At 58.0% G+C, this 24,626-nt stretch carries 24 protein-coding genes; 16 read left to right on the forward strand and 8 right to left on the reverse strand.

Going from position 1 to position 24,626, the window contains the following annotated elements; all coding sequences use genetic code 11:
• Positions 1 to 103: 103 nt before the first annotated feature.
• Positions 104 to 1,648 carry a trimethylamine methyltransferase family protein gene (locus ACR0IV_RS03295; protein ID WP_480657878.1) on the forward strand — a complete coding sequence of 515 codons (1,545 nt, stop codon included), beginning with the start codon at positions 104 to 106 and terminating at the stop codon, positions 1,646 to 1,648.
• Here ACR0IV_RS03295 and ACR0IV_RS03300 read toward each other — a convergent pair whose 3' ends face one another.
• Complete coding sequence (locus ACR0IV_RS03300; RefSeq protein WP_480657876.1) at positions 1,649 to 1,948, reverse strand: DUF6477 family protein; 300 nt, start codon at positions 1,946 to 1,948, stop codon at positions 1,649 to 1,651.
• A 241-nt stretch (positions 1,949 to 2,189) separates the two neighbouring features.
• On the opposite strand from ACR0IV_RS03300, the gene ACR0IV_RS03305 reads away from it, so the two are divergent.
• Entirely contained in the window at positions 2,190 to 3,287 is a 1,098-nt protein-coding gene (locus tag ACR0IV_RS03305) for a DUF6456 domain-containing protein (protein WP_480657874.1), read from the forward strand.
• Positions 3,288 to 3,331: 44 nt separating this feature from the next.
• Positions 3,332 to 4,255: a hydrogen peroxide-inducible genes activator gene (locus tag ACR0IV_RS03310; protein WP_480657872.1), complete on the forward strand. Its 924-nt coding sequence runs from the start codon at positions 3,332 to 3,334 to the stop codon at positions 4,253 to 4,255.
• Between the two features lie 50 nt (positions 4,256 to 4,305).
• Here ACR0IV_RS03310 and ACR0IV_RS03315 read toward each other — a convergent pair whose 3' ends face one another.
• Positions 4,306 to 4,854 (reverse strand): redoxin family protein, encoded by a 549-nt coding sequence (locus tag ACR0IV_RS03315; RefSeq protein WP_480657870.1) that lies wholly within the window; start codon positions 4,852 to 4,854, stop codon positions 4,306 to 4,308.
• Between the two features lie 264 nt (positions 4,855 to 5,118).
• Between ACR0IV_RS03315 and lipA the strand changes: the two genes are divergently transcribed.
• Together lipA and ACR0IV_RS03325 are read left to right on the forward strand one after the other, a co-directional pair.
• Positions 5,119 to 6,069 (forward strand): lipoyl synthase, encoded by a 951-nt coding sequence (lipA, locus tag ACR0IV_RS03320; RefSeq protein ID WP_480657868.1) that lies wholly within the window; start codon positions 5,119 to 5,121, stop codon positions 6,067 to 6,069.
• Positions 6,066 to 7,211: an amidohydrolase gene (locus ACR0IV_RS03325; protein ID WP_480657867.1), complete on the forward strand. Its 1,146-nt coding sequence runs from the start codon at positions 6,066 to 6,068 to the stop codon at positions 7,209 to 7,211. The genes lipA and ACR0IV_RS03325 overlap by 4 nt, the downstream gene beginning before the upstream one ends.
• A 171-nt stretch (positions 7,212 to 7,382) precedes the next feature.
• Here the strand turns inward: ACR0IV_RS03325 and hpt are convergent, their stop codons facing one another.
• Positions 7,383 to 7,922: a hypoxanthine phosphoribosyltransferase gene (gene hpt / locus ACR0IV_RS03330; RefSeq protein WP_480469977.1), complete on the reverse strand. Its 540-nt coding sequence runs from the start codon at positions 7,920 to 7,922 to the stop codon at positions 7,383 to 7,385.
• A 72-nt stretch (positions 7,923 to 7,994) separates the two neighbouring features.
• On the opposite strand from hpt, the gene ACR0IV_RS03335 reads away from it, so the two are divergent.
• The gene (locus ACR0IV_RS03335) at positions 7,995 to 8,438 is read left to right on the forward strand and encodes a type II toxin-antitoxin system RatA family toxin (RefSeq protein ID WP_480469976.1); all 444 of its coding nucleotides are present in this window, start codon (positions 7,995 to 7,997) and stop codon (positions 8,436 to 8,438) included.
• 38 nt (positions 8,439 to 8,476) lie between these two features.
• The gene (locus ACR0IV_RS03340; protein WP_480657864.1) at positions 8,477 to 9,772 is read left to right on the forward strand and encodes an MmgE/PrpD family protein; all 1,296 of its coding nucleotides are present in this window, start codon (positions 8,477 to 8,479) and stop codon (positions 9,770 to 9,772) included.
• On the opposite strand, the gene pyrC is transcribed toward ACR0IV_RS03340, so the two are convergent.
• On the reverse strand, positions 9,769 to 10,806 hold the full coding sequence (gene pyrC, locus ACR0IV_RS03345; RefSeq protein ID WP_480657863.1) for a dihydroorotase: 1,038 nt from the start codon (positions 10,804 to 10,806) through the stop codon (positions 9,769 to 9,771). The genes ACR0IV_RS03340 and pyrC overlap by 4 nt on opposite strands.
• 136 nt (positions 10,807 to 10,942) lie before the next feature.
• Here pyrC and ACR0IV_RS03350 point away from each other — a divergent pair, with 136 nt between their 5' ends.
• The gene (locus ACR0IV_RS03350; protein WP_480657861.1) at positions 10,943 to 11,851 is read left to right on the forward strand and encodes an AAA family ATPase; all 909 of its coding nucleotides are present in this window, start codon (positions 10,943 to 10,945) and stop codon (positions 11,849 to 11,851) included.
• 58 nt (positions 11,852 to 11,909) lie between these two features.
• On the forward strand, positions 11,910 to 13,169 hold the full coding sequence (locus ACR0IV_RS03355) for a vWA domain-containing protein (RefSeq protein WP_480657859.1): 1,260 nt from the start codon (positions 11,910 to 11,912) through the stop codon (positions 13,167 to 13,169).
• Here ACR0IV_RS03355 and ACR0IV_RS03360 read toward each other — a convergent pair whose 3' ends face one another.
• Positions 13,170 to 13,670 (reverse strand): hypothetical protein, encoded by a 501-nt coding sequence (locus ACR0IV_RS03360; RefSeq protein WP_480469971.1) that lies wholly within the window; start codon positions 13,668 to 13,670, stop codon positions 13,170 to 13,172.
• Positions 13,671 to 13,877: 207 nt separating this feature from the next.
• Between ACR0IV_RS03360 and ACR0IV_RS03365 the strand changes: the two genes are divergently transcribed.
• The 5 genes from ACR0IV_RS03365 to ACR0IV_RS03385 all read left to right on the forward strand — a co-directional run bounded on the left by ACR0IV_RS03365 (position 13,878) and on the right by ACR0IV_RS03385 (position 19,784).
• Positions 13,878 to 14,846, forward strand: a complete 969-nt coding sequence (locus tag ACR0IV_RS03365; RefSeq protein WP_480657858.1) for an XdhC family protein — start codon at positions 13,878 to 13,880, stop codon at positions 14,844 to 14,846.
• Positions 14,843 to 15,844, forward strand: a complete 1,002-nt coding sequence (locus ACR0IV_RS03370; RefSeq protein ID WP_480657856.1) for a molybdopterin-binding protein — start codon at positions 14,843 to 14,845, stop codon at positions 15,842 to 15,844. Before ACR0IV_RS03365 ends, ACR0IV_RS03370 begins: the two co-directional genes overlap by 4 nt.
• A 154-nt stretch (positions 15,845 to 15,998) precedes the next feature.
• Positions 15,999 to 16,484: a (2Fe-2S)-binding protein gene (locus tag ACR0IV_RS03375; protein WP_480657855.1), complete on the forward strand. Its 486-nt coding sequence runs from the start codon at positions 15,999 to 16,001 to the stop codon at positions 16,482 to 16,484.
• Between the two features lie 52 nt (positions 16,485 to 16,536).
• Positions 16,537 to 18,897, forward strand: a complete 2,361-nt coding sequence (locus ACR0IV_RS03380; protein ID WP_480657854.1) for a xanthine dehydrogenase family protein molybdopterin-binding subunit — start codon at positions 16,537 to 16,539, stop codon at positions 18,895 to 18,897.
• 95 nt (positions 18,898 to 18,992) lie between these two features.
• A complete protein-coding gene (locus tag ACR0IV_RS03385) occupies positions 18,993 to 19,784 on the forward strand; it encodes an FAD binding domain-containing protein (protein WP_480657853.1) in 792 nt (263 codons plus the stop codon).
• Between the two features lie 49 nt (positions 19,785 to 19,833).
• On the opposite strand, the gene ACR0IV_RS03390 is transcribed toward ACR0IV_RS03385, so the two are convergent.
• Entirely contained in the window at positions 19,834 to 20,733 is a 900-nt protein-coding gene (locus tag ACR0IV_RS03390; protein WP_480657852.1) for a MurR/RpiR family transcriptional regulator, read from the reverse strand.
• Between the two features lie 89 nt (positions 20,734 to 20,822).
• Here ACR0IV_RS03390 and ACR0IV_RS03395 point away from each other — a divergent pair, with 89 nt between their 5' ends.
• Entirely contained in the window at positions 20,823 to 21,596 is a 774-nt protein-coding gene (locus ACR0IV_RS03395; protein WP_480657851.1) for a beta-keto acid cleavage family enzyme, read from the forward strand.
• Positions 21,593 to 22,909: an aspartate aminotransferase family protein gene (locus tag ACR0IV_RS03400; protein ID WP_480657850.1), complete on the forward strand. Its 1,317-nt coding sequence runs from the start codon at positions 21,593 to 21,595 to the stop codon at positions 22,907 to 22,909. The genes ACR0IV_RS03395 and ACR0IV_RS03400 overlap by 4 nt, the downstream gene beginning before the upstream one ends.
• A 168-nt stretch (positions 22,910 to 23,077) precedes the next feature.
• Here ACR0IV_RS03400 and infC read toward each other — a convergent pair whose 3' ends face one another.
• Together infC and ACR0IV_RS03410 are read right to left on the reverse strand one after the other, a co-directional pair.
• Entirely contained in the window at positions 23,078 to 23,668 is a 591-nt protein-coding gene (gene infC / locus ACR0IV_RS03405; protein WP_480484989.1) for a translation initiation factor IF-3, read from the reverse strand.
• Between the two features lie 116 nt (positions 23,669 to 23,784).
• Positions 23,785 to 24,618, reverse strand: coding sequence for a ferredoxin--NADP reductase (locus tag ACR0IV_RS03410; protein ID WP_480657849.1), 834 nt, complete (start codon positions 24,616 to 24,618; stop codon positions 23,785 to 23,787).
• Positions 24,619 to 24,626 lie beyond the last annotated feature (8 nt).

Here is a 24,626-nt window from a genome sequence, read left to right on the forward strand (position 1 = left end):
GGCACATGTCGCTTTTACCTCTATTGCGCCGTAATCTACCTGTGACGGTGTTGGCCGTTCATGTAACACACTTACCAAACCAACTAACCACGGGATTTTCTCAATGGCAGAGGCAAACACCCGGCGTCGGGCACGGGGTGGCGGTGGCGCCGCCCGACGGGCCGAGCGCACGGCGGTCAAGATCGAAACCGCGAAATACATCGAACGCAACATCCCCAATTTCGAGGTCCTCAATGAAGAGGCGCTGGAAATCATCGAAACCAATGCGGAAACCGTATTGGCCGAGATTGGCGTCAATTTCGTAGATAACCCGGCCGCACTGGAGCGTTGGAAAGATGCCGGTGCCGATGTCGAGGGAGAGCGTGTTCGCCTGCCGCGCGGTCTGGCGCGTGAGCTGATTAAAACCGCCCCAAGCGAGTTCACTCAGCACGCCCGCAACCCTGAGAAATCGGTTGTCATCGGTGGCCGTAACATGGTCCTGGCACCAGTCTATGGCCCTCCGTTCGTGCGCGATGTGCAAGGTGGACGTCGCTATGCGACCATGGATGACTTCAGCAAGTTCGTGAAGCTCGCCTATATGTCCAAGTGGTTGCACCATTCGGGCGGTACCGTCTGCGAGCCGACCGATATCCCGGTGAACAAGCGCCATCTGGACATGCTGATGGCGCATATGACTCTGTCGGACAAGCCGTTCATGGGTTCGGTTACGGATCCCAGCCGTGCGCAGGATTCGGTCGAGATGTGTGAGATTTTGTTCGGTAAGGAGTTCGTGCAGAACAACACCGTCATGACCTCACTGACCAACATCAACTCGCCGATGACATTCGACGATGTGATGATGGGTTCGCTGGAAGTTTATGCAGCCAACAACCAGGCTTGCATTATTTCGCCGTTCATCGTCGGCGGTGCAATGGCACCGGTTTCTGTGGCAGGAACGCTGACGCAGGTGCTGGCCGAGGTTATGGCAGGCGTGGCCTATAGCCAGATCATCCGCCCCGGTGCTCCGGCCATCTTTGGTGCGTTTGTATCGTCGATCGACATGAACTCAGGCGCGCCCACGTTCGGGACCCCCGAGGCGTCGCACGTGACCTATGGTGCAGGCCAATTGGCGCGGCGACTGGGACTTCCCTATCGCTCGGCCGGTTCTTTCTGCGGCTCGAAATTGCCGGACGCGCAGGCCGCGTATGAGACCGCGAACTCTCTGAACATGGGCCTGATGTCGGGTGTGAACTTCATGCTGCACTCTTGCGGTTGGCTTGAAGGTGGTCTGGTGGCGGATTTTGAGAAATTCGTCATGGATGCCGACCAACTGGGTGTCTTGCACGGTCTGGCCAAAGGTGTGGCCTATGACGGAAATGCGCAGGCTATGGACGCGATCCAAGAGGTCGGGCCCGGTGGCCACTATCTGGGCTGCGCGCATACACAGGCGAACTTCAAAGAGGCGTTCTGGAAGACCGATCTGCTGGATTACAAGCCGTTCGAGACCTGGGAAGAAGAAGGTGCCCGCGATACACGGACGCTTGCCTCGGCACGGGTCGAGCATCTGTTGGCCAATTACCAGCAGCCGCAGCTCGATCCCGATGTGAAGGCCGCGCTTGATGCCTATGTCGCTGAGAAAAAGGCGTCCATGCCGGATGCTTTCACCTGATCACTGATACCGCGTGGTACGGCTGGCTTGAAACAGCTGTGCCTCGCCGATCAGAGCGATCAAAATATCCAGATGACGCACCAGAGAATAGGCTGCGTCATCTTCCTGCCTTTGCAGATCAAGCTCCCGCTCCAATTCCATGAGGCGGATCAACGCCGATCCTGTGCCGGGTATCGACCCGTAGCCCAAAACGCGTTGCAAGTGCCGGTCCCGATTATAGTCCTTTGCTCCGATTTTCGCGGCTCGGCTTAGCAAGCGTGGGCGGCGGAGTGTGGCGATCATGGTCATCAGGTCCTGCACGGCAGCGTTCCTTCGTTTTTTGTTCTGATGCCAAAGATGTCGCACAACTTAAGCGGGTGTTGCCTTGTTTATGCTCCCTCCGAACGATGGTTTCATGACTGTTTATCTTTTTGAATCAATTCTGCTCCGTGCCGTCTGTGATTAACGAACGAGTAACGAAAGCAACTCTAGTTAGATTTGGTTAACTAAGAATCCGACGGCGAAAACTGTCAGTTTGTTTTGTCGACGAGGGCATTGAACTATGGAAAACAGCGTGGCTTTCAACGTACCGACCTGGGTCCCTGAAGGGGCGCAACGATATCTTGATCATACCGAGTCGGGCCGGTCCATTCGAGATATCGCCCGGGCGGCGGGATGCCATGCGTCGACCATCTTAAGACAAATTCGCCGTGTTGAGATGCGCCGTGACGACCCGCTGGTCGATGCTGCGTTGCGATCATTGGCGCAGACCCATTTCGCCCCTATGAAAGAGGCCTCGGCCCGGTATCCTACCCCCGATTATCCATCTGATGAGCCAAAAGATGATGCGTTCGAACGCGAAGCCCTGCGGGTACTCCGCCGACTATGTGAATCTGGTGCGGTGCTGGCCGTGGCAGAGAATATGGATAAGGCGGTTGTAGTGCGCGACAGTGGGGATTGTGGAACGACCCGAACAGCTGTCGTTGACTGCAAGATCGCGCAAGCCCTGGCGTTGAAAGATTGGATCTCATGCGACAATCCGGGGCGAATTTCACGGTACCGGATTACAACGTCGGGCCGCTCGGCGCTGAGCCATCTGCTGGCCGATTCCGAAAATCGTGCCCGCGCGCAGAGTGAGTTCGGCATGGCCGAAGCGCAAGCTCCGTTTCAGGCCGCTGGTGTAGGATCGAAACTCCAGCCCAAGACGTCGGCACGAGCCCGCTATAGCACAGCCGAAAGCCCGTTGATCGCCCTTGCGCGTCGACGGGACCGGGACGGAAAGCCGTTTCTTGATGAAACACTTGTCGGTGCAGGTGAACGCTTGCGCGAGGATTTCGAACTTGCGCAAATCGGACCTCAGGTCACGCAGAACTGGGATCGTTTTCTGACCGGTGGTGGCCGAGGAGATTTCACAACGGATGCGCCTATCGGACGGGGGTCGTCCGGTGCGCGCGATCGTGTGGCGCGTGCTTTGTCGGACCTGGGGCCGGGGCTCAGCGATGTTGCACTGCGCTGCTGTTGTTATCTTGAGGGGTTAGAGCTTGCAGAAAAGCGCATGGGCTGGTCGGCGCGGTCGGGCAAGATCGTGCTGCGTATCGCCTTGCAACGGCTCAAGCGGCATTATGAAGAGCAGACTGAACGCGACCGTATGATCGGTTGATATATAGATATTGTGGTTCTGGCGAAAAGTGATAATCCAAGATTATGAATTTCACATTCCGCCAGTTGCAATATTTCCGCGCTGTTGCCGAGCAGCGAAACTTTGGCCGCGCAGCGCAGGTTTGTCATGTCTCTCAGCCTGCGCTGTCAGTTCAGATCAAAGCGCTAGAGGAAGCGATGGGCGGCCCTCTGTTTGAACGGCAGGCCCGTGACATTCTACTCACGCCTTTGGGCAGAGATGTTCTGGATCATGCTGATCAGGTGCTCATAGCCGCTGATCGGTTAGATCGGTTCGCGCGTGACCATTCCGGTGGGCACCGGTCCTTGTCGATTGGCATCATTCCAACCGTCGCGCCCTATCTGTTGCCGGGGGTATTGGCAGGGTTGCGCTCTGGCGATGTTTCGTTGCGTGTCCGAATACGTGAGGCCCGGACCGAACGCTTGCTTGCGATGCTGCGGGGGGGTGAAATCGATGCGGCGGTGTTGGCGCTGCCCACAGGCGGGACCGCTTTGCACGAAGAACCCTTGTTCGAAGATCGTTTCCTTCTGGCGGGCAGTCAGTCGCGCCTCAATCGACTGACTATCAGCCCCGAGGCCCTGCGTCCTCTGGATCTACAAGCGGCGCAGTTGATGTTGCTCGAGGATGGGCATTGTCTGACCGATCAAGCGCTTGAGGTTTGCGGTCAGGATCGGGCCAGCGGGCAGATCAATATGGGGGCCTCGTCCTTGGCCACTCTGTCGCGACTGGTGGCTGAGGGCTTTGGCTTGACCCTGATGCCGGAACTGGCAGCCAGGGCAGAGGCCGACGCGGTGCCGGGCTTGCGTTTGCTGCGCTTTGCGGCCCCTCAACCAGCGCGAACGATTGGTCTGGTGCGGCGTTCTTCGACTGGAGGCGAGGGCTGGTTCGATCGCTTGTCCGAGGTGATCCGGCAGGTCGGAGAAGACGTCGTCGCGCAAACCCGCACCTGATCAAAAAAAGGCCCGCCAAACGGCGGACCTTGTCATGCAATCACACCTGATCAAGCCAGCGCGGGTTCGCGCGCTTCATCCAGATGCTTCATCAGGTTTTCGGGCGATGACACGCCATAAGGATCCTCGGGGCAGTTATCCATCAGGCCGGGCTCTTCGAACCATGCTTCGACCACGCCATCGTTGACGATGGCCGCATAGCGCCACGAGCGCATGCCGAAACCCAGATTGTCTTTGTCGACCAGCATGCCCATTTTCCGGGTGAACTCACCCGAACCATCCGGGATCACATCAACATTCTGCAGGCCCTGATCCGCTGCCCATTTGTTCATGACAAAGCTGTCATTCACGGACATGCAATAGATTGCATCGATCCCTTTAGCAGTGAAATCCGCGAAGCCGTTTTCAAAACCTGGCAGCTGATAGGTCGAGCAGGTCGGCGTGAACGCACCCGGCAGCGAAAACAGGATGACGCGCTTACCTGCGAAATAATCAGCGGTGGTTTTGTCTTCCCAGCGGAAAGGGTTCGGGCCTTCGATCGAGGCATCGCGAACACGCGTGTGGAAGGTCACTTCAGGCAGTTTTGCACCGGTTTTCATCATCAAACTCCTGTGATTCACATATGTTTGATGCGAGAGTTAAAACGATTCTAAATCAGCTTCAACAATAGATATGCTGCAGATGCCAAATATCTAAGATCTAGTCATGACCATTGAAAATAAACAGGAAAATTTGTAAGCTGTGTCTATGTTTCTGCGCTTGCGTAGTTGAGGCGCATAGCGGCTATGCGTCACTGGCCTAACTTCTGCAGTCGGTTTATGTTAAGCGCGAAGTGAATTGACCCAAAGTCAGGAAAGCCCGTTGTGCGTGATCTGAAAATTCCCGAGCAAAGACACCCGGAAAAGGCGCATCGGCCTGACAATGCGGCCCCGCGCAAACCGAAATGGATTCGCGTCAAGGCTCCGGGTGGCGAAGGGTATGCCGAAACCCACAAGATCATGCGTGACAACAATCTGGTGACCGTCTGCGAAGAAGCTGGTTGCCCGAATGTTGGTGAGTGCTGGAGCCAGGGTCACGCCACCATGATGATCATGGGCGAGATCTGTACCCGCGGTTGTACCTTCTGCAACATTGCCACCGGCCGACCGGATGAGCTGGATGCGTTTGAGCCCGGACGTGTCGCCCATGCAGTACAGAAACTGGGGTTGAACCATGTGGTGATCACCTCGGTCGATCGCGATGATCTGGAAGATGGCGGGGCTGAGCATTTCGCGCAGACCATTCGCGCGGTACGCCACCGTTCGCCCAAGACCACGATTGAAATCCTGACGCCGGATTTCCTCAAATGTGATCCTTCCGTTCTGGAAATCGTGGTTGAAGCCAAGCCGGATGTGTTCAACCACAATCTCGAAACGGTTCCGGGGCTTTATCCGCAGGTGCGCCCGGGCGCGCGTTATTTCCACTCTCTGCGTCTGTTGCAGCGTGTGAAGGAAATGGATCCGTCGATCTTCACCAAGTCGGGCATCATGGTCGGATTGGGTGAAGACGAGCAGCAGGTGCGTCAGGTCATGGATGACATGCGCGCAGCCGATATCGATTTCCTGACAATTGGTCAGTATCTCCAGCCAACCCCGAAGCATCACGGTATTGATCGTTTCGTCACACCGGAAGAGTTCGCATCGTATGAAAAGGCGGCCTATGGCAAGGGATTCCTGATGGTATCGGCCACGCCTCTGACACGGTCCTCTTATCATGCAGGGGATGATTTTGCCCGCCTGCGCGATGCGCGCCAGAAAAAACTGGGGCAGGTGTGAACCCTGAGCTTCAGAGCTGGCTTATTGAAAAGCGCCATGAGTTACATCAGGTGCCAGAGATTTCAGGTGACGAGCGCGGGACAGCTACGAGCATCGCGAACTTATTGCAGGCGTGCGATCCCGACACTGTCTTAACTGAAATCGGTGGTTACGGGGTCGCAGCGGTTTATGATAGTGGCAAACCCGGACCGACCGTTGGTATCCGTTGCGAGCTGGATGGCCTTCCAATTCAGGAAATCTCGGAGGTGCCATATGCATCGCAATACCTTGGTAAGGGGCATCTATGCGGTCATGACGGCCATATGGCGATGGTCCTTGGCGTCGCTTTCATGCTGGGTGAAAAGCGCTCGTCGCGAGGCCGGGTAGTGCTGATCTTTCAGCCCGCCGAGGAAACCGGGAAGGGTGCCAAAGCCTTTCGCAGCGATCCGAAATTTAAAGACATCGCCCCAGATTACGTGTTCTCACTACACAATCTTCCGGGGCTTGATCACGGAGCGGTTGAGATCTGCAGCGGTCCGACCAACTGTGCATCGCGCGGGATGCGGATTGCACTGACTGGAAAAACCTCTCATGCCGCGGCGCCGCAGGATGGGGTGTCTCCGGCGCTGGCGATCTCGGAGTTAATGCCTGCGCTGGCGCGGCTTGGGCTGGGTGGTGCGCTGGATGCTGACTATGCGCTGACCACCGTTACCCATGCACAATTGGGAGAGCCCGCTTTTGGCGTTGCACCGGGATATGCCGAGCTGTGGGTGACGTTGCGCACGGTTTCGGATGCCCGAATGGAGCGTTTGATCGAAGAGGCCGAGACATTGGTCGAATCCACCGCACAGGCTGAAAGGCTGACGGTTGAGATCACTTACGACGACATCTTCGAGGCTTGCACGAACGACGAAGAGGCCGCTCAGATCCTGTCGGATGCTTGTGATGCGCAGGGCGTGTGGCACAGGCTGGTTAAAGAACCCCAACGGTTTTCCGAAGATTTTGGTCAGTTCGGCAAAGGTGCGAAATCAGCGATGTTCTGGTTGGGTGCAGGAGGGGATCATCCGCAATTGCACAATCCCGACTATGATTTTCCCGACGCGCTGATCCCGATAGGCACCGGCATTTTTCTGGCTGCGATTGAGCGTACCCTTACGGCCTGAGTTTTCTCGGCTCGCTGCCCGCCCAGTCCGGCCACCAGCCCATAAATTCTATGCCTACAATCAGCAAGCATAACAAGATGACGCCCAAAACCAGTTTCACGCGGCGCTCAGATGGCGGATTGCGCGCCCATAAGGTCATGCGAAGGAAATGGCGCAGGTTCATTTCTGGTGCTATTCGACGAACCGAACCTTGCCGATAAAGGGCAGGTTGCGGTTGCGTTGGGCGTAATCGATACCGTAGCCCACAACAAATTCATCCGGAATTTCGAACCCGATCCAGTCTGAACGGAAGTCAACTTCGCGCCGGCTTGGTTTGTCCAGCAATGCGATAGATTTCAGCCGCGCGGGCTTGCGGCTTTGCAGCAGCTTGGTGACGTGGTTCAGCGTGTGGCCGGTATCGACGATATCCTCGACCACCAGCACATCGCGCCCTTCAATAGCGCCACGCAAATCTTTGAGAATACGGACCTCCCGGCTGCTCTCCATCGAGTCTCCGTAAGAAGATGCCTCAAGAAAATCGACCTCGATTGGCAGATCAAGCTCGCGCACAAGGTCCGCGATGAAAACGAAGCTGCCGCGAAGCAGTCCCACGACAATCAGCTTGTCGGTGCCGCCGAATTCCTCTGTGATTTCGCGGCACAATGCCTCGATCCGCGCGGCAATGGCCTTGGCCGAGATCATCTCATCTATCACATATGCGCGGTCACTCATCGCTGCCCCCTTGATCTTTGGCGCGCAACATACGAAATCACGCGCCATTGTCACCAGTGAATCCCGGATATCATGCCAACACACTCTGAAACCCGACCGCTGCCTTACACCGCCCAGCAGATGTATGATCTGGTCGCGGATGTGGCGAAATACCCGGAGTTTCTTCCTTGGTGCGCCGCAGCCCGTATCCGCCGCACCTATGCTGCAGGGGACGGCAAGGTGATGGAGGCTGATCTGGTCATCTCGTTCAAAGTGTTCCGCGAACGTTTTGGCAGCCGGGTCACGCTGTTCGATGCGCATAAACGGATTGATACCGAATATCTGGATGGACCCTTCAGATACATGCGTTCGGATTGGGAGTTCGAAGATACGGATGAGGGATGCAACGTCTCGTTCCACGTTGATTTCGAATTCAAGAACGCGGTGCTGCAAGGCATTATTGGTGTCGTATTCAACGAGGCGATGCACCGGATTGTGCGTGCCTTCGAACAGCGCGCGGCGGACCTCTACGGCTGAGGCTTTACGACCGGGCAGTGCGCGCTAGACTGCGCTGCATGAGCATCCTGACTTCTACGCTTGCTGAATTTGCTGCAGGCCCCGTTTCAACCACGAAGCAAGCACGCATCGTGACCTCTTTGTCCGTTTTGGATTGGCTTGCTGTCGGGCGCGCGGGGGCAGAGGAGCCGGTGTCGCGGATTGTACGGCAGATGGTCCTGTCTGAGGGCGGCATGGAACAGGCCCGATTATTCGGTGGAGGCGCCGCACCTTTACGTGCGGCTGCGCTGGTGAACGGCACCATTTCCCACGCGCTGGACTATGACGACACCCATTTCGCCCATATCGGCCACCCCTCGGTGGCTGTTGTCCCCGCAGCGCTGGCTATTGCGGCGTGGGAGGATCGCCCTCTGGTCGACTTCCTTGAGGCTGCCCTGATCGGTATGGAAACTTCGATCCGGATCGGGTTATGGCTGGGGCGCGCGCATTATCAGGCCGGATATCACCAGACCGCAACTGCCGGTGCGTTCGGGGCTGCTGTCGCAGCCGGGCGTATCATGGGGTTCGATGCGGCACAGATGTCTGCGCTTATTGGTCTGACCGCGACACGTGCGTCTGGTCTAAAAGCGCAATTTGGAACCATGGGCAAACCTTACAACGCAGGTATCGCCGCATCGAACGGGGTGGAAGCGGCGCTGTTGATTCGAAACGGATTTCTACCTAATGCCGATGCTCTCGGAGGGGCATACGGTTTCGGTGCCACGCATCTGGGTACAGACGATGCCGACAGTGCGCTGCAGGGATTGGGTGATGAATGGCTGTTTGAGACCGTCAGCCATAAGTTCCACGCTTGTTGCCATGGTCTGCACGCGGCCCTTGAGGCAGCGCTTGATCTTGATATCGCCGAGCCTGAGGTTGCGGAAATCAAGGTCAAAACTCACCCCCGCTGGATGAGCGTCTGCAATCAGTTGGAACCTTCGACGGGGCTTGGGGCCAAGTTCTCGTATCGCACTGTTTTGGCGATGCAATCGCTTGGCTATGACACGGCACTACCGGGCAGCTATTCTGACAAAATATGCGCCGACCCGCGTCTGCAATCCCTGCGAGATCGGATCACCGTTGAGGCGGATGAGAGTCTATCCGAAACGCAAGCTCACCTGTCGCTGCTGCGCCGCGATGGTGCGCGGCTGGAGGCAAGCCATGATCTGCTGGCCCCGATGTCACTTTCGGATCGGGAGGATCGTGTGCGGGGCAAGGCTGCTAAACTGATTGGCGGAGATGAAGCAGACGCTATCTGGTCCATGCTGCGCACCGGCGGGCGCGCAGCGGATTTGGCAGACAGGCTATCCGATTAGGCAACGCGCCAATGCAGCGGAAAGCCTGGATCGAATACGGTCACAGGCCCGTCGCCCGTTTCGATCTTGGATGGATACGCGACCGGCTCGCCTTTTTTCAGAGTGATGGTCTCTTCGTTCACTGGCAGGCCATAGAACGCAGGGCCATTCAGGGAAACAAAGCCTTCCAGCTTGTCCAGCGCGCCTTCGCGATCAAACATCTCTGCCACCAGTGACATGGTGTTGGTGGCCGTAAAGCACCCGGCACAACCGCATGCCATTTCCTTGTTGTCATCCGTATGGGGGGCACTGTCCGTGCCAAGGAAATACCGCGCATCGCCTGAGGTAGCCGCAGCCAGCAGAGCCAGCCGGTGCTCCTCACGTTTGGCAACTGGCAGGCAGTAGTAATGGGGTTTGATGCCGCCCACCAGGATATGGTTGCGGTTGATGATCAGGTGATGCGCGGTGATCGTTGCGCCCAGATCAGTGTCATTGGCTTTGACATAATCCACGCCGTTCGCGGTGGTGATATGCTCCATCACGACACGCAGTCCCGGCGTTGCCTTACGGATCGGATCAAGAATTCGGTCGATAAATACGGCCTCACGGTCGAAGATGTCGATCTCGGAATCGGTGACCTCGCCGTGCACGCAAAGTGGCAAACCGATTTCGGCCATCTTCTCCAACACCGGGCGCACCTTGTCGAAATCGCGCACACCCGAGGCAGAGTTGGTCGTCGCGCCTGCCGGATACAGCTTGACCGCCTTGATCAGCCCGCTGGCATGGGCGGCTGCTACATCGTCGGCATCCGTGTCCTCGGTCAGATACAGCGTCATCAGCGGCTCAAACGTCAAGCCGTCGGGCAGGGCGGCCATGATACGGTCGCGATAGGCGGCGGCGTGGTCGCCGCGCACAACAGGCGGCACAAGGTTCGGCATGATGATTGCACGGGCAAAATGACGCGCGGTTTCGGGCAGGACGGCCTGCAACATCGCGCCATCGCGCAGGTGCAGATGCCAGTCGTCGGGGCGGCGGATCGTGAGCGTATCGGTCATGGCCCCCGGCTAGCACAGCCGGTTCAGAGGGAAAAGCCTTGTCAACCGACCAGATCGTCGTAAATCCCGGAAAAGCCTTGGTCTTGACGCGCGCACGCTACCATGACCTGTTGGGCGCAGCGATTGAGGGGATCACATGCCGCAACCAAATTCCATCGATGCCGTGCAGGAAACACTCAGCGCCCAGGGCTATGTCTGTGGACGCGCTCTGGCGACGGTCGTCTTCCTGTCGCTGAAACTCGGACGTCCCCTGTTTCTTGAGGGCGAGGCAGGCGTTGGCAAGACCGAGATTGCCAAGGCGCTCGCCGCTGGTCTGAACCGCCGCCTGATCCGGTTGCAATGTTATGAGGGTCTCGATGCATCCTCGGCCGTCTACGAATGGAACTTTCCGGCGCAGATGGTGGCGATCCGTACCGCCGAGGCTTCGGGTGGGGCCGACAGAGCGGCATTGCAGACCGAACTCTTCTCGGACGACTACCTGATCGAACGCCCCTTGCTGCAAGCGATGCGCCCGGATGAGAACGGCGCGCCGGTCCTGCTGATTGATGAATTAGACCGCACCGATGAGCCGTTCGAGGCCTTCCTTCTCGAAGCTCTTAGCGATTTTCAGGTGACTATCCCGGAGCTGGGCACTGTCAAAGCGCCGGAATCGCCCATCGTCATCCTGACATCAAATCGCACACGCGAGGTCCATGACGCCCTGAAACGCCGATGCCTCTATCACTGGGTCGACTACCCTGATTTCGACCGCGAGATCGAAATCCTGCACGCCCGCGCCCCCGAAGCGGCCGAGGCGCTGAGCCGGGAGGTTGTTGCTTTCGTCCAGCGTTTGCGAACCGAGGACCTGTTCAAGAAGCCGGGCGTGGCGGAAACCATCGACTGGGCCAAATGCTTGCTTGCGCTCGACGTGATCAACCTCAGCCCTGAAGTGATCGGAGACACACTGGGCGCGATCCTGAAATACCAGGACGACATCCAGAAACTGCAAGGCTCTGAGGCCAAACGTATTTTGGATGAAGCCAAAGCTACACTCGAACCCGCCTGATGTCGCGCCCGTTTAAATATACTGTGGGGGCATGGGGGCAGTGCCCCTATGTACACTGATGGCCGAACAGCTTCCACTCGACATCCCCGACCACCCCAAGCTGGCGCAGAACATCACCCATTTTGCCCGCGCCCTGCGCAAGGCGGGTCTTCCGATTGGTACGGGCCGCATGGTGGATGCGATCCGTGCCGTTGAGGCTGCTGGGTTCACCAAGAAACAGGATTTCTATTGGACCCTACACGCCTGTTTCGTGAACCGGCCCGAACATCGCACGGTTTTCGCGCAGGTCTTCCGCCTCTATTGGCGTGACCCGCGTTATATGGAGCATATGATGGCCATGATGCTGCCCGCCATTCGTGGCGTGCAGGAGGAACGCAAGGCGGATGCTGGCGAAAAACGCGCCGCTGAGGCCTTGCTTGAGGGGGTCGAACGGGATCAGCCCGAATTGCCCGAGCAGGAGGGCGAGACAGAAATCGAGATTGATGCGACCCAGACAGCCTCGTCCGAGGAACGGCTGCGCAACCTTGATTTCGAACAGATGAGCACCGAAGAAATGGCACAAGCCAAGCGCTTGCTGGCGCGGTTGACCTTACCGGTCAAACCCATCGCATCGCGCCGGGCGCAGGCCAGCCATCTGGGGCATCGGCTCGACCGCGCGCGCACGCTACGTTTGGCCATGCGTCAGGGTGGAGAGCTGCATGAGATCGCGTTGCGCAAGCCCAAACCACGTTGGCCGAACCTTGTGGCGTTGTGCGATATCTCTGGGTCAATGAGCCAATACAGCCGCATCATCCTGCATTTCCTGCACACGGTTTCGAATGCCAAGGGGGCGGGCTGGGCAAAGGTGCATGCCTTCACCTTCGGTACGCGCCTCACCAATATCACCCGGCACCTGCATCAGCGCGACGTCGATACGGCACTGGCCTCTGCCGGGGCCGAGGCGCAGGACTGGGAAGGTGGCACAAGGATTGGGGAGTGTCTGCATCAGTTTAACCGCGACTGGTCTCGCCGGGTGATGGGGCAGGGCGCCGTCGTACTGCTGATCACTGATGGGCTGGAACGTGGCGCGCCTGAACAGCTGGAGAAAGAGATCGAACGTCTCTACCTGTCTTCAAAGCGTTTGATCTGGCTGAACCCGTTGCTGCGCTGGGATGGGTTTGCACCCAAGGCGCAGGGGGTCAGAACCATGCTGCCCCATGTCGACAGTTTCCGCGCCGGGCATTCGATCGCCTCGTTGGAAGATCTCGCCAATGTGATCTCTAAGCCCGACGATCAGGGGCAGAAAGCACGGCTGATGGCCGCGCTTTCCGAAGGTTGACTACGAGAGCTGTTCTTCGTTGCACTTCCGCGCCATTTCCATGGCCTTGTAGGTGCCGGTGAGGTCAACGGTGAAGGCAAACTCTTTCTCGGGAAACACCACCATGACCTTCTTTTTGGCCAGATCATCGGCGAATTGTGGATCGTCCGACAGGACATAACCGCCGGAATAGCCCTTGGTGATATTGCCTTTCATGCCAGTGGCTTCGCCGACATAGATGTTGTCACCGATCAGAATGGCCACGGCTTCTTTCTCACCGGCTTTGATGTTGGTTTTGGCCTTCGTAAAAACGCCGACGTAGCCCACACCGCGATCTTCGGTCAGGCCCATCTGAACCACGTTTTCGGAATCATCAACGGCTTCGATCAGGCAGGACTTCTTTTCCTGATCGATAAAGACCTTCCAGCCTTCGACTTCGCCATATCTCAGAAATGTGTCTGCCCAACCGGTACTGGCCGTCGCCAGACCGATTGCCGCCGCGAGTGTAAGAATGCGTTTCAACTCATTGTCTCCGCTTTGGAATATGAAGGGGAATGCACCGGTTCGGGTCCGGTGATACAAGCAAGCTAGAGGGTGGTCCTGCATCGATCAATACTTTGTGAATGTGATCGTAAAATCGGCTCTTTAGCGCCGGAAACTCTACCTGCTGACCGCTTTTCATTGCTGCAAAGCTAACTATGTTGAACCGGAACTAGGCCGGAGGTCTCAATGGAACGATTCGACAACAGCCCGGAAACTGCTCTGAAGTGGTATCGCGCGGGCAAGAAGGCAGCCCTTGCCACGGTGGTCGAAACCTGGGGCAGCGCGCCACGCCGTGTCGGCGCGCAGTTGGTCATCGCAGGTGATGGGCAGATCGAGGGTTCGGTCTCTGGCGGGTGCGTCGAAGGGGCGGTGATCGTTGAGGCACTGGAAGCCATTGACGAAGGTGAGGCGCGGTTGCTGGAGTTTGGCGTCAGCGACGAGGATGCCTTTGCGGTCGGATTGGCTTGTGGCGGCACTATTCGGGTTTTAGTCGAACCTGTCGGGCAAGTCCTGCCAGAACCGATGTTGGCCGAGCTGGTTGCGGCGCGCGCGCGGCGCGAACCTTTGGCTTACGAAGTGAATGTTGAAACCGGCCACCGTGCCTTGCGTCGCAACGCATATGCTGAACGGTTGCGGATGGACCGGTCCGGGTTTGAAGAGGACGGGCAGACATTTGTTGCCGTCCACAACCCGCCGCTGCGGTTGATTGTGGTTGGGGCAGTCCACATCGCTCAGGCGCTGGTGCCGATGGCGCGGATCGCGGGGTATGACCCTGCGATCGTCGACCCGCGAGAGGCTTTTGCATCGGATGCCCGCTTTCCCGGAGAAACCATCCTGACGGATTGGCCCGATGAGGCCGTGATCAAACTGGGGCTCGATTCGCGTACGGCCCTCGTGTTGCTGACACATGACCCCAAGCTTGATGACCCGGCATTACAGGCGGCGCTGGAGGCCGGTGTGTTTTACATCGGCGCGCTTGGGTCGACGCGCACACATGCCAAGCGCGTAGATCGGATGAAGCAAGCCGGGTTCTCCGACGCTCAGATTGGGCGCATACACGGCCCAGTTGGACTCGACATTGGCGCGGCCAGCCCTTCGGAAATAGCGGTCGCCATTCTCGCTCAGATGACCGCCGTATTGCGAGGCAAGGCGTGAAGTTCGGACCGGTACCCCTATCTGAAGCCAGCGGTGCGATACTGGCGCACTCGGTCAAGGCAGAAGATCAAAAACTGCGCAAGGGAATCGTACTGACGGCTGAACACATCGACCTGCTGGCGCGTGCCGGTTTGAATGAGGTTATTGTTGCCCGTTTGGAACCCGGTGATTGCCACGAAGATGAAGCAGCAACGATGTTGGCGACAGCTCTTGCTCCGGATCCTGCGAGCGCCAATCTGCGTGTCACAAAGGCGTTTACAGGCAGGGTTAACCTTTTGGCGGATGGGCCGGGCGTGGTGGAGCTGGACGTTGAAGCCATACAGAAGTTCAATCAGGTTCACCCAATGATCACCGTGGCGACGGTGCCGCAATATCGGCAGATGGGCGCAGGCGGGATGGTTGCGACGGTCAAGGTGATCTCTTACGCCGTGCCTCGGTTGGATGTGCAGCGCGCTGCAGATCTGGCGCAGGGGGGCGTGCGACTGACCATGCCGCGATTCCAGACAGCGGGCCTGATCGTGACAGATATCCCCGGCGGCCCGTCCAACGAAAAAGGGATCGCCGCGATTCGCGGTCGGGTCGAGGCGCTGGGGATGAATCTGACAGATATTCGGATCGTTCAGCACAAGACGGAAGAACTTGCGGAGGGGCTCAGGTCGCTGCAAGGCGACGTTGCAATGATCCTCACGGGCTCGGCCACGTCCGACGTGGATGACGTCGCGCCCACAGCAGTGCGTCTTGCCGGTGGCGATGTGGACAGATTCGGCATGCCCGTTGACCCCGGAAACCTGTTGTTCCTCGGCGGATTGCAGGGCCGTCCCGTCATCGGCTTGCCCGGCTGCGCCCGCTCGCCTGCGCTGAACGGAGCCGATTGGGTTCTGTCGCGCGTGGCATGCGGGATCGAAACAACAGGAACAGATATCGCAGCGATGGGCGTTGGTGGGTTGCTGAAAGAGATCCCAAGCAGGCCGCAACCGCGTGCAGCGAAAGTAAAGTGACGTAACGGCATCTTTGCCGTTTTTCGGGCTTGCTTCATCATTACAGGGTTATGTGGCTGATCGGCCTAAAAAACGGGCAAATATTTTTGTTCTCAAACAAAAATTCCCGTGTTTAACTTGGGCGCAAAGGAAAATTCCAAATAGGGAGGATTTCATGACACAGGTCTCAATGACCGTGAACGGGAAAGCCGTTAGCGGTGACGTGGAGGGGCGGACATTGCTGTCCAGCTTCCTACGGGATCATCTGTCTTTGACGGGGACGCATGTTGGATGTGACACGGCGCAGTGCGGAGCCTGCGTTGTGCATGTGAACGGCGAAGCAGTGAAGTCCTGCAATATGCTGGCGCTTGAGGCAGACGGTGCCGATGTTGGCACGATCGAGGGGCAGGCGAATGCGGATGGTTCACTGAATGTGATCCAGCAGGCGTTTCAGGATCACCATGGGCTTCAGTGCGGCTTCTGTACGCCGGGTATGGTGATGAGTGCGGCTGCGCTGCTGAAAGAGAACCCGCGCCCGACGGAAGGTGAAATCCGGAAGTATCTGGAAGGCAACCTGTGTCGGTGCACTGGCTACCATAACATCGTCAAAGCGATCATGGCCGCATCGGGCCAGGACGTTTCAAGCATCGCCGCCGAATAAGGCGGGCAAGAATTTTCGACGAAAATTCTTTTCCCAGGGAGGAGAACAAGCAATGCCCAAAGACAGTGGCATCGGAGCCAGTTCCAAGCGGCGCGAGGACGTACGCTTTCTGACCGGAGCAGGCAATTACACCGACGACATCAACGTACACGGTCAGGCTTATGTATATTTTCTGAGATCCGACATCGCACATGGCCGTTTGAACAGCGTTGATACCTCGGCGGCTGAGGCCATGCCCGGCGTGGTCAAGGTATTCACCGGCAAGGATTTTGAAGGCGTGGGCGGCATGCCCTGCGGTTGGGAAGTGACCGACCGGCACGGCGCGCCGATGCAGGAACCTCCGCATCCGATTCTGGCGCAGGGCAAGGTCCGTCATGTGGGCGACCCGATCGCGGCGGTTGTGGCTGACAGCCTCGAACAGGCCCGCGACGCTGCCGAAGCGATTGACGTGGATATCGAAGAGCTGCCTGCCGTCATGGATATGAAGGCTGCCGCGCAGGACGGCGCGACGCTCATCCATGACGATCTGAAGAACAACATTTGCTATGATTGGCATCTGGGTGAAGCGGACAATGACAAGGTCAATGAGGTCTTTGCCAATGCTGCCCATGTGACGACGCTGGATCTGGTCAACAACCGTCTGGTCGCCAACCCGATGGAGCCGCGCGTGGCTGTGGGTGAGTACAAGCGTGGGACGGATGAATACACGCTCTACACCACCTCGCAGAACCCGCATGTGATCCGCCTGCTGATGTGCGCCTTTGTTCTGGGCCTGCCCGAGCACAAGGTGCGTGTGGTGGCCCCGGATGTTGGCGGTGGCTTTGGCACCAAGATCTTCCACTATGCGGAAGAGGCGTTCTGCACCTTTGCCGCCAAGGCCTGTGGTCGTCCGGTGAAGTGGACGTCCAGCAGGTCCGAGGCGTTTATGTCGGACGCGCATGGCCGGGATCATGTCAGCACCATCGAACTGGCGTTGGATTCGGATAATAACTTTATCGGTCTGCGCACCAACACTTATGCAAATCTAGGTGCCTACCTGTCGACCTTCTCCAGCTCGGTTCCGACCTGGCTGCATGGGACGCTGATGGCGGGCAACTACAAGACGCCGGTCATTCAGGTGAACGTGAAGGCGATGTTCACCAACACGGTGCCGGTAGATGCTTATCGCGGCGCGGGTCGACCTGAGGCGACCTATCAGCTGGAGCGTGTCATCGATAAGGCGGCGCGCGAGTTGGGTGTTGATCCGATTGCGCTGCGCCGTCAGAACTTCATCACGCAGTTTCCCTATGACACGCCGGTGGCGTTGACCTATGACACCGGGGACTACAACGGGACCATGGACAAGCTGGAGGCCGCTGCTGATCTGGCGGGCTTTGCTGCGCGTCGTGCACAGAGTGAGGCCGATGGCAAGCTGCGGGGCTTGGGCATTAACTGCTATATCGAGGCCTGTGGGATTGCTCCGTCGAACATCGTTGGAATGCTGGGGGCCCGAGCGGGTCTCTATGATGCAGCAACCGTGCGGGTGAACGCGACCGGTTCGATCAGCGTCATGGTTGGCGCGCATAGCCACGGGCAGGGGCATGAGACCGCCTTCCCACAAGTTGTGGCCGACATGATCGGCATCGATGAGTCGATGGTCGAGATCGTGCATGGCGATACCTCGAAGATCCCGTTTGGGATGGGTACCTATGGGTCCCGGTCTCTGGCGGTCTGTGGTTCGGCCATGGTGAAGGCGACCGAGAAGGTGATCGACAAGGCCAAGAAGATCGCAGCCCATCTGCTGGAGGCATCCGAGGCCGATATCGAGTTGAAGGACGGTCAGTTCAGCGTGGCAGGTACCGACAAGTCGGTGGCTTGGGGCGATGTAACCTTGACGGCTTATGTGCCTCATAACTTCCCGCTGGAAGTTGAGCCGGGGCTGGAGGAAACCGCGTTCTATGATCCGGCCAACTTCACCTTCCCCTCTGGGGCCTATGCCTGTGAGGTCGAGGTAGATCCCGAGACCGGCAAGGTGAGTATCGAGGCGTTCACCGCAGCTGATGACTTTGGCAACATCGTCAATCCGATGATCGTGGACGGCCAGGTGCATGGCGGCATTGGTCAGGGCATCGGTCAGGCATTGTTGGAAAACTGTGCCTATGACGAAAATGGCCAGCTGCTGAGCGCATCCTACATGGATTACGCGATGCCGCGCGCGGATGATGTGCCTTTCTATGGCGTCGATCATTCCAGCCAGACGCCCTGTACGCACAACCCGCTGGGTGTGAAGGGCTGTGGAGAGGCCGGGGCCATTGGCTCGCCGCCCGCAGTGGTCAATGCGGTGCTGGATGCGCTGAATTCGGCTGGCAAGGCGGTTGATCACATTGACATGCCGATGAGCCCGTCGCGCGTATGGGCTGCGATGAACAGCTGAGTTGAGAGGGAGGACCGGGGGCCAGCCCCCGGACCCCCGGGATATTTATAGCCAGATGAAGGGCGGATCCGCGCCTTTCGGAAAGGAAAAGCGAAATGTACAGTTTCGAGTTTGAGAAACCCTCGACCATTGCCGACGCCGTTGCTGCGTTGGGGGCCGAGGATGCGCAGGCGTTGGGAGGTGGTCAGACGCTGATCCCGACGCTGAAGCAGCGGTTGGCGTCACCTTCAGTGTTGGTCAGCGTGAGCGGGGTTGCCGAGATGCAGGGTGTCTGTGTCGAGGAGGATGGCTCGGTCGCTATTGGCGGGGCGACGACCCATGCCACGGTGGCGCGAGAGGCGGCCAGCAGCTATCCGGCGTTGGCGGCACTGGCCGGGCAGATTGGCGATCCGGCGGTGCGCAATCGCGGAACCATTGGCGGGTCAGTGGCCAACAATGATCCGGCGGCCTGCTATCCGGCGGGTGTGCTGGGATCGGGGGCCACGATTGTGACCAACGCACGGCAGATCGCAGCGGATGATTTCTTTGAGGGCATGTTCTCCACCGCGCTGGACGAAGGTGAGATCATCACTTCGATCCGTTTCCCGGTGCCGCAAGCGGCGAGCTATCAAAAGTTCCTGCAGCCCGCGTCGCGCTTTGCACTGGTCGGTGTTTATGTGGCGCGCTTTGTCGATGGTGCGCGGGTGGCCGTGACCGGAGCCAGCGAGGATGGCGTGTTCCGCTGGTCCGAAGCTGAGGCGGCGCTGAGCAAGGAGTTCCGCCCGGACGCTCTGATGGACCTGCGCATCAATCCGATGAACATGATTGGCGACCTGCATGGCAGCAAGGAATACCGCGCGCATCTTGTCGGCGTCATGACTAGACGGGCGGTTGAAGCCTGTATGTAAAGCGCGCTTTCATTGAAACGCTACAAGGCCCCGGTACGTCCGGGGCTTTTTATTTGCTCTTAATCCTGGGTGGTTTGGAAGGTTGCCAATAAGCGCCGGTATCTTCGCGGGCCTTCTGATAGCGATCTACCCTGTCGCGCGCAGCATGACCGCCAGCAGCGAAGAGATGACCCAGCAGGCATTCAAGCACCGCCATTGCGCCGGAGAAGCTTGAAAGGTGATGCTGCGTACGGATGCTGATGGGCAGGACGACATGGGGGGTGACGCCAGGCGCAATGACCTCGCTGTCTGAAAGCAGGATGATTCTAGTGCCTCGGTCACGAGCAAAGCGAATGGATTGAATCGTGTCGGATGAGTAGGGGTAGACCGTCAGCGCGAACAGGCAATCTGTCTGGTCAGCATCCAGCAAATCGTCGATAGCCGTGCCGATATGGCGGGGGATCAACTGGAAGCCCGGGTGCGCCATTCGTCCGGCATAATGAAAATAATAGGCCAATGCATAGCTGGCCCGGGTTGCAGTGATAAAGCAGCGATTGGCGCCAAGCATAAGATCAATCGCGCGCTCGACCTTCGCAGGCTCCATCAAGCGCAGTGAGCGCGAAACCACGTTTAGTTCATTCTGCGCGTATCCGGCCTGCGCAGCACTGAATGCATCCGCGGCCTGCATACGTTGTAGCCAATCTTGACCCAGCCGGTCCTCTCGATCGGTGACCAGTGTTTGGCGGAAGGGTTTGCGAAAAGCATCGTAACTGTCGAACCCCAGACGCTGGGCCAGTCGGACCAGAACATTTGAGCTGACACCGATTTTGTTTGCTGTGACGCGGATCGGGTCGAGCCCGAAATCTCCGGGATGATCAATTATGTATTTCGCGGCAGCCTGCATTTGTTGAGGCAGGGCATCGATGTCACGGCGCAGGCGTTGAGTCAGATGGGTAGGGCTCGATTGCATGGCTCGAGAAAAACATATGTTATGCAGAAATGAAATTGAAAACGTTTGATCAGGCGATAGATCGGGTGCGAAATTGATGGGATTTGAAGATGCCAGATAGTTTTTCCGACCGCACGGAGCTTCCTTATGTATTGGTTGCACCGAACGGAACGCGACGTGGACACAAAGACCATCGCGAAATCCCTGTTAGCATTGATGAAATCGTAGAAACCGCCAGGGCTTGCCATACCGCTGGAGCGGATGGAATTCACCTTCATGTCCGTGACAAGGTGGGGGATCATTCGCTGGATGCCGGTCTCTATCGCGAGGCAATTGCCGAGTTGCGCAGGGCCGCGCCGCAGATGGATGTTCAGATCACAACCGAATCTGCCGGGGTTTTTGACGTACAGGCGCAGTTAGATTGTCTGCACCGGGTTCATCCGGAATGGGCTTCGATTTCTGTGCGTGAGATTGCGCGAACGCCCGAGTTGGCGCCGAAGGTCTATGCACTTTGCGAGGAACAGGGAACGCGGGTGCAGCACATCCTTTATGACGCCAAAGATGCCGAGCTGTTGACGCACTGGCAAGCCAGTGGCGTCGTCGGTGGCGATCAGGTGGATCGTTTGTTGGTACTTGGCCGTTATTCGACCACTCAGGAATCAACACCAGACGACCTAGATGCTTTCCCTGAGTGCCCGGACCGGTGGATGGTCTGCGCTTTTGGGGCGCAAGAACATCTGTGCCTTCAGCGTGCAGCGCAGCGTGGAGGTGACGTTCGAGTGGGGTTTGAGAACAGCCTGACCCGTTCCGATGGTACGGCTTGGGAAGACAATGCCGCCTCGGTTACAGCGCTAATCGCACTTCTTAAAGGGACTGCAAAATGAGTCACGTTTTTCCACGTCATACGAAGTCTGACCTGCCGCTCGCTGTAGGGGGCGACGGGTGCTATCTGATCGATTCTGACGGCAAGCGCTATCTGGATTGCGGGGACGCGGCGGTGTCCTGTCTGGGGCACTCGAATGCTTCAGTGGTCAAGGCGGTTCAGGATCAAGTCGGTCAGATTGCCTTTGCGCATACAGGTTTCATGACCTCAGAGCCGGCCGAGGCGCTGGCGGATTTGCTGGTCGAGCATGCCCCGGGGGATTTGGATCGTGTCTATTTTGTCTCGGGCGGGTCTGAGGCGACTGAGGCTGCCATCAAGCTGGCGCGGCAGTATTATCTGGAGACGGGTGAACCCGAGCGCCGCCGCGTGATTGCGCGACGGCAGAGCTATCACGGCAACACTCTGGGTGCCCTGTCCGCGGGCGGTAACGCGTGGCGACGCGCTCAATTCGCACCCATGTTGATTGAGATGACGCACATAGCACCATGTTATGAATATGCCGAGAAGCCCGAGGGAGAGAGCAGCTTTGACTACGGCCAGCGCGTTGCCAATGAGTTGGAGACCGAGATCCTGCGCCTTGGGCCTGAGACGGTCATGGCCTTTATGGCCGAGCCGGTGGTTGGTGCGACGCTGGGGGCCGTTCCGGCAGTTGAAGGATACTTCAAGCGGATCCGTGAGATTTGCGACCAGTATGGTGTGCTGTTGATCCTTGATGAGGTGATGTGTGGCATGGGGCGTACCGGTCATTTGTTTGCCTGCGATCACGACGCCGTTGCTCCGGATATTCTATGCATCGCCAAAGGTTTGGGGGCCGGGTATCAGCCGATCGGTGCGATGTTGTGCACGGCTCGGATCTATGATGCGATTCGGGATGGGTCGGGCTTCTTCCAGCACGGCCATACCTATATCGGCCATCCGGTTGCGACTGCGGCCGCATTGGCTGTGGTGACAGAGTTGACCCAAAAAGAGCTGCCACTTCGCGCGGCACTGATGGGCGAAAAACTGCAGTCTGCCCTGATCGCTGCCTTTGGTCAGCACCCTCATATCGGCGATATCCGGGGACGGGGCTTGTTCCGGGGGCTGGAACTGGTCGCAGATCGCGACAGCAAAACGCCGTTTGATCCGTCGCTGGGTGTGGCGGGTAAAATCAAAAAGGCGGCCTTTGCCGAAGGTTTGATCTGTTATCCGATGTCCGGGACTCGAGACGGACGGCACGGCGATCACATCCTTCTCGCGCCTCCGTTCATCATCGAGGATGCGCAGATCGACGAATTAATCGCCAAGCTGGGCTGTGCGATTTCGAGCGTGATCTGACAAAGCTGTAACAGGCTTTGCCTCAGGAACACAAAAGCGCGGAAGGAGCGGATGATCAAATCTGCTCCGAAGCGTTCGGCGTTCTGCGAAATGCGCCTTGTGGGTGGCCGGGCATAAAAAAGGCCCCGACCAGTCTGGCGGAGCCTCGGTAAACGCTGTCGAGAGCTTTTACTTCTGCGGAAGCGGGCCGATCATCATGATCATCTGACGGCCTTCCATCTTGGGCATGTTCTCGATCTTGCCCAGGTCCTTGACGTCTTCTGCCACACGCTCAAGCAGCTCACGTCCCAAGTTCTGGTGCGCCATTTCGCGGCCACGGAAACGCAGGGTGACTTTGACCTTGTCGCCGTTCTCAAGAAACTTGAACACGTTGCGCATCTTGACGTCATAGTCATGCGTATCGGTGTTGGGCCGGAACTTGACCTCTTTCACCTCGATGATCTTTTGCTTCTTGCGGGCTTCGCTTTCACGCTTCTGCTGTTCATACTTGAACTTGCCAAAATCCATGATTTTGCAGACCGGCGGGTTGGCGTTGGGAGAAATCTCAACCAGATCGAGGCCAACATCGGCGGCCATCTGCATGGCTTTCGCGGGATGAACCACCCCGACATTTTCACCTTCGGCGCCAATCAGGCGAATTTCGGGAGCACGGATCTTGTCATTGACGCGCGGGCCGGTATCTCGCTGTGGCGGCGCGTTGTGAGGTCTGCGGGCTATGGGTTCATTCCTTTGATAATTGCAGAATTTCGAGCCCGGAATTTAGACCGGGCTGAGAGGTGTTTCAAGCGGCATAAATCGCAGGCCGCATGAAATTTCCATGAATTCCGGGAGTTTTTGCCGGTCAGAGCGCTTTGCGACCCGACCGGCAAAGCCGATCACCCTACAAATGCTTTTTCGATCACGAACTCTTTGGGTTCGGAATTTGCGCCTTCACGCAGGCCGAACTCCTCCAGAATGGCCTTGATGTCGTGGTTGAACGCGAGGCTACCGCAGACCATGGCGCGGTCTGTTTCCGGCTTGATGCCGTCTTCGATGCCCAGATCCGCAAAGACAGTTCCGTCTTGTAGCAGGGTGGTGATGCGGCCCATCTTGGGGCTCTCTTCCCGCGTGGTGGTCGGGTAGTAACGGATCTTGTCGGCGAAACCTTCACCGATCAATTCTGCCAACAGTTCGTCCTGTTTGATGCTCTCGATCAACTCGCGCCCATAATCCAGCTCGGCCACGTCGCGGCAGGTATGGGTAATGATGACCTCATCGTAATCCTCATAGGTCTGCGGTTCACGCAGCAGCGAGGCGAAGGGGGCAAAACCGGTGCCGGTGGCGAAGAACCAGATGCGCTTGCCCGGCAGCAGGGCATCATGAACCAGGGTTCCAACAGGTTTGGGACGCAGAATGATCTGATCACCCGGCTGGATGTGCTGCAGTTTCGAGGTCAGCGGACCGTCCTGCACCTTGATGGAATAGAACTCAAGCTCTTCGTCCCACGAAGGCGAAGCGATGGAATAGGCGCGCAGCAGCGGTTTGCCGTTGTCGCCCAGCAGGCCGATCATCACGAACTCGCCCGAACGGAACCTCAAGGACGCGGGGCGCGACACCTTGAAGGAAAACAGGCGGTCAGTCCAATGCTTGACCTCGGTCACGGTCTGAGCGTCGGGCAGAACGGGGGCCTTGACGGCGGTTGCTTCGGTCACGGGCTTCATCTCTGTCATCGTTGTCA

The sequence above is a fragment of the Ruegeria sp. C2 genome, assembly GCF_056537765.1.

What these genes read in the sequence shown, in the direction of transcription:
- ACR0IV_RS03295 (WP_480657878.1), top strand. Translation starts at nt 104, where the DNA reads ATGGCAGAGGCAAACACCCGGCGTCGGGCACGGGGTGGCGGTGGCGCC.
- ACR0IV_RS03305 (WP_480657874.1), top strand. Translation starts at nt 2,190, where the DNA reads ATGGAAAACAGCGTGGCTTTCAACGTACCGACCTGGGTCCCTGAAGGG.
- ACR0IV_RS03310 (WP_480657872.1), top strand. Translation starts at nt 3,332, where the DNA reads ATGAATTTCACATTCCGCCAGTTGCAATATTTCCGCGCTGTTGCCGAG.
- ACR0IV_RS03315 (WP_480657870.1), bottom strand. Translation starts at nt 4,854, where the DNA reads ATGAAAACCGGTGCAAAACTGCCTGAAGTGACCTTCCACACGCGTGTT.
- hpt (WP_480469977.1), bottom strand. Translation starts at nt 7,922, where the DNA reads ATGAGTGACCGCGCATATGTGATAGATGAGATGATCTCGGCCAAGGCC.
- ACR0IV_RS03335 (WP_480469976.1), top strand. Translation starts at nt 7,995, where the DNA reads ATGCCAACACACTCTGAAACCCGACCGCTGCCTTACACCGCCCAGCAG.
- ACR0IV_RS03340 (WP_480657864.1), top strand. Translation starts at nt 8,477, where the DNA reads ATGAGCATCCTGACTTCTACGCTTGCTGAATTTGCTGCAGGCCCCGTT.
- pyrC (WP_480657863.1), bottom strand. Translation starts at nt 10,806, where the DNA reads ATGACCGATACGCTCACGATCCGCCGCCCCGACGACTGGCATCTGCAC.
- ACR0IV_RS03350 (WP_480657861.1), top strand. Translation starts at nt 10,943, where the DNA reads ATGCCGCAACCAAATTCCATCGATGCCGTGCAGGAAACACTCAGCGCC.
- ACR0IV_RS03355 (WP_480657859.1), top strand. Translation starts at nt 11,910, where the DNA reads ATGGCCGAACAGCTTCCACTCGACATCCCCGACCACCCCAAGCTGGCG.
- ACR0IV_RS03365 (WP_480657858.1), top strand. Translation starts at nt 13,878, where the DNA reads ATGGAACGATTCGACAACAGCCCGGAAACTGCTCTGAAGTGGTATCGC.
- ACR0IV_RS03375 (WP_480657855.1), top strand. Translation starts at nt 15,999, where the DNA reads ATGACACAGGTCTCAATGACCGTGAACGGGAAAGCCGTTAGCGGTGAC.
- ACR0IV_RS03380 (WP_480657854.1), top strand. Translation starts at nt 16,537, where the DNA reads ATGCCCAAAGACAGTGGCATCGGAGCCAGTTCCAAGCGGCGCGAGGAC.
- ACR0IV_RS03385 (WP_480657853.1), top strand. Translation starts at nt 18,993, where the DNA reads ATGTACAGTTTCGAGTTTGAGAAACCCTCGACCATTGCCGACGCCGTT.
- ACR0IV_RS03390 (WP_480657852.1), bottom strand. Translation starts at nt 20,733, where the DNA reads ATGCAATCGAGCCCTACCCATCTGACTCAACGCCTGCGCCGTGACATC.
- ACR0IV_RS03395 (WP_480657851.1), top strand. Translation starts at nt 20,823, where the DNA reads ATGCCAGATAGTTTTTCCGACCGCACGGAGCTTCCTTATGTATTGGTT.
- ACR0IV_RS03400 (WP_480657850.1), top strand. Translation starts at nt 21,593, where the DNA reads ATGAGTCACGTTTTTCCACGTCATACGAAGTCTGACCTGCCGCTCGCT.
- ACR0IV_RS03410 (WP_480657849.1), bottom strand. Translation starts at nt 24,618, where the DNA reads ATGACAGAGATGAAGCCCGTGACCGAAGCAACCGCCGTCAAGGCCCCC.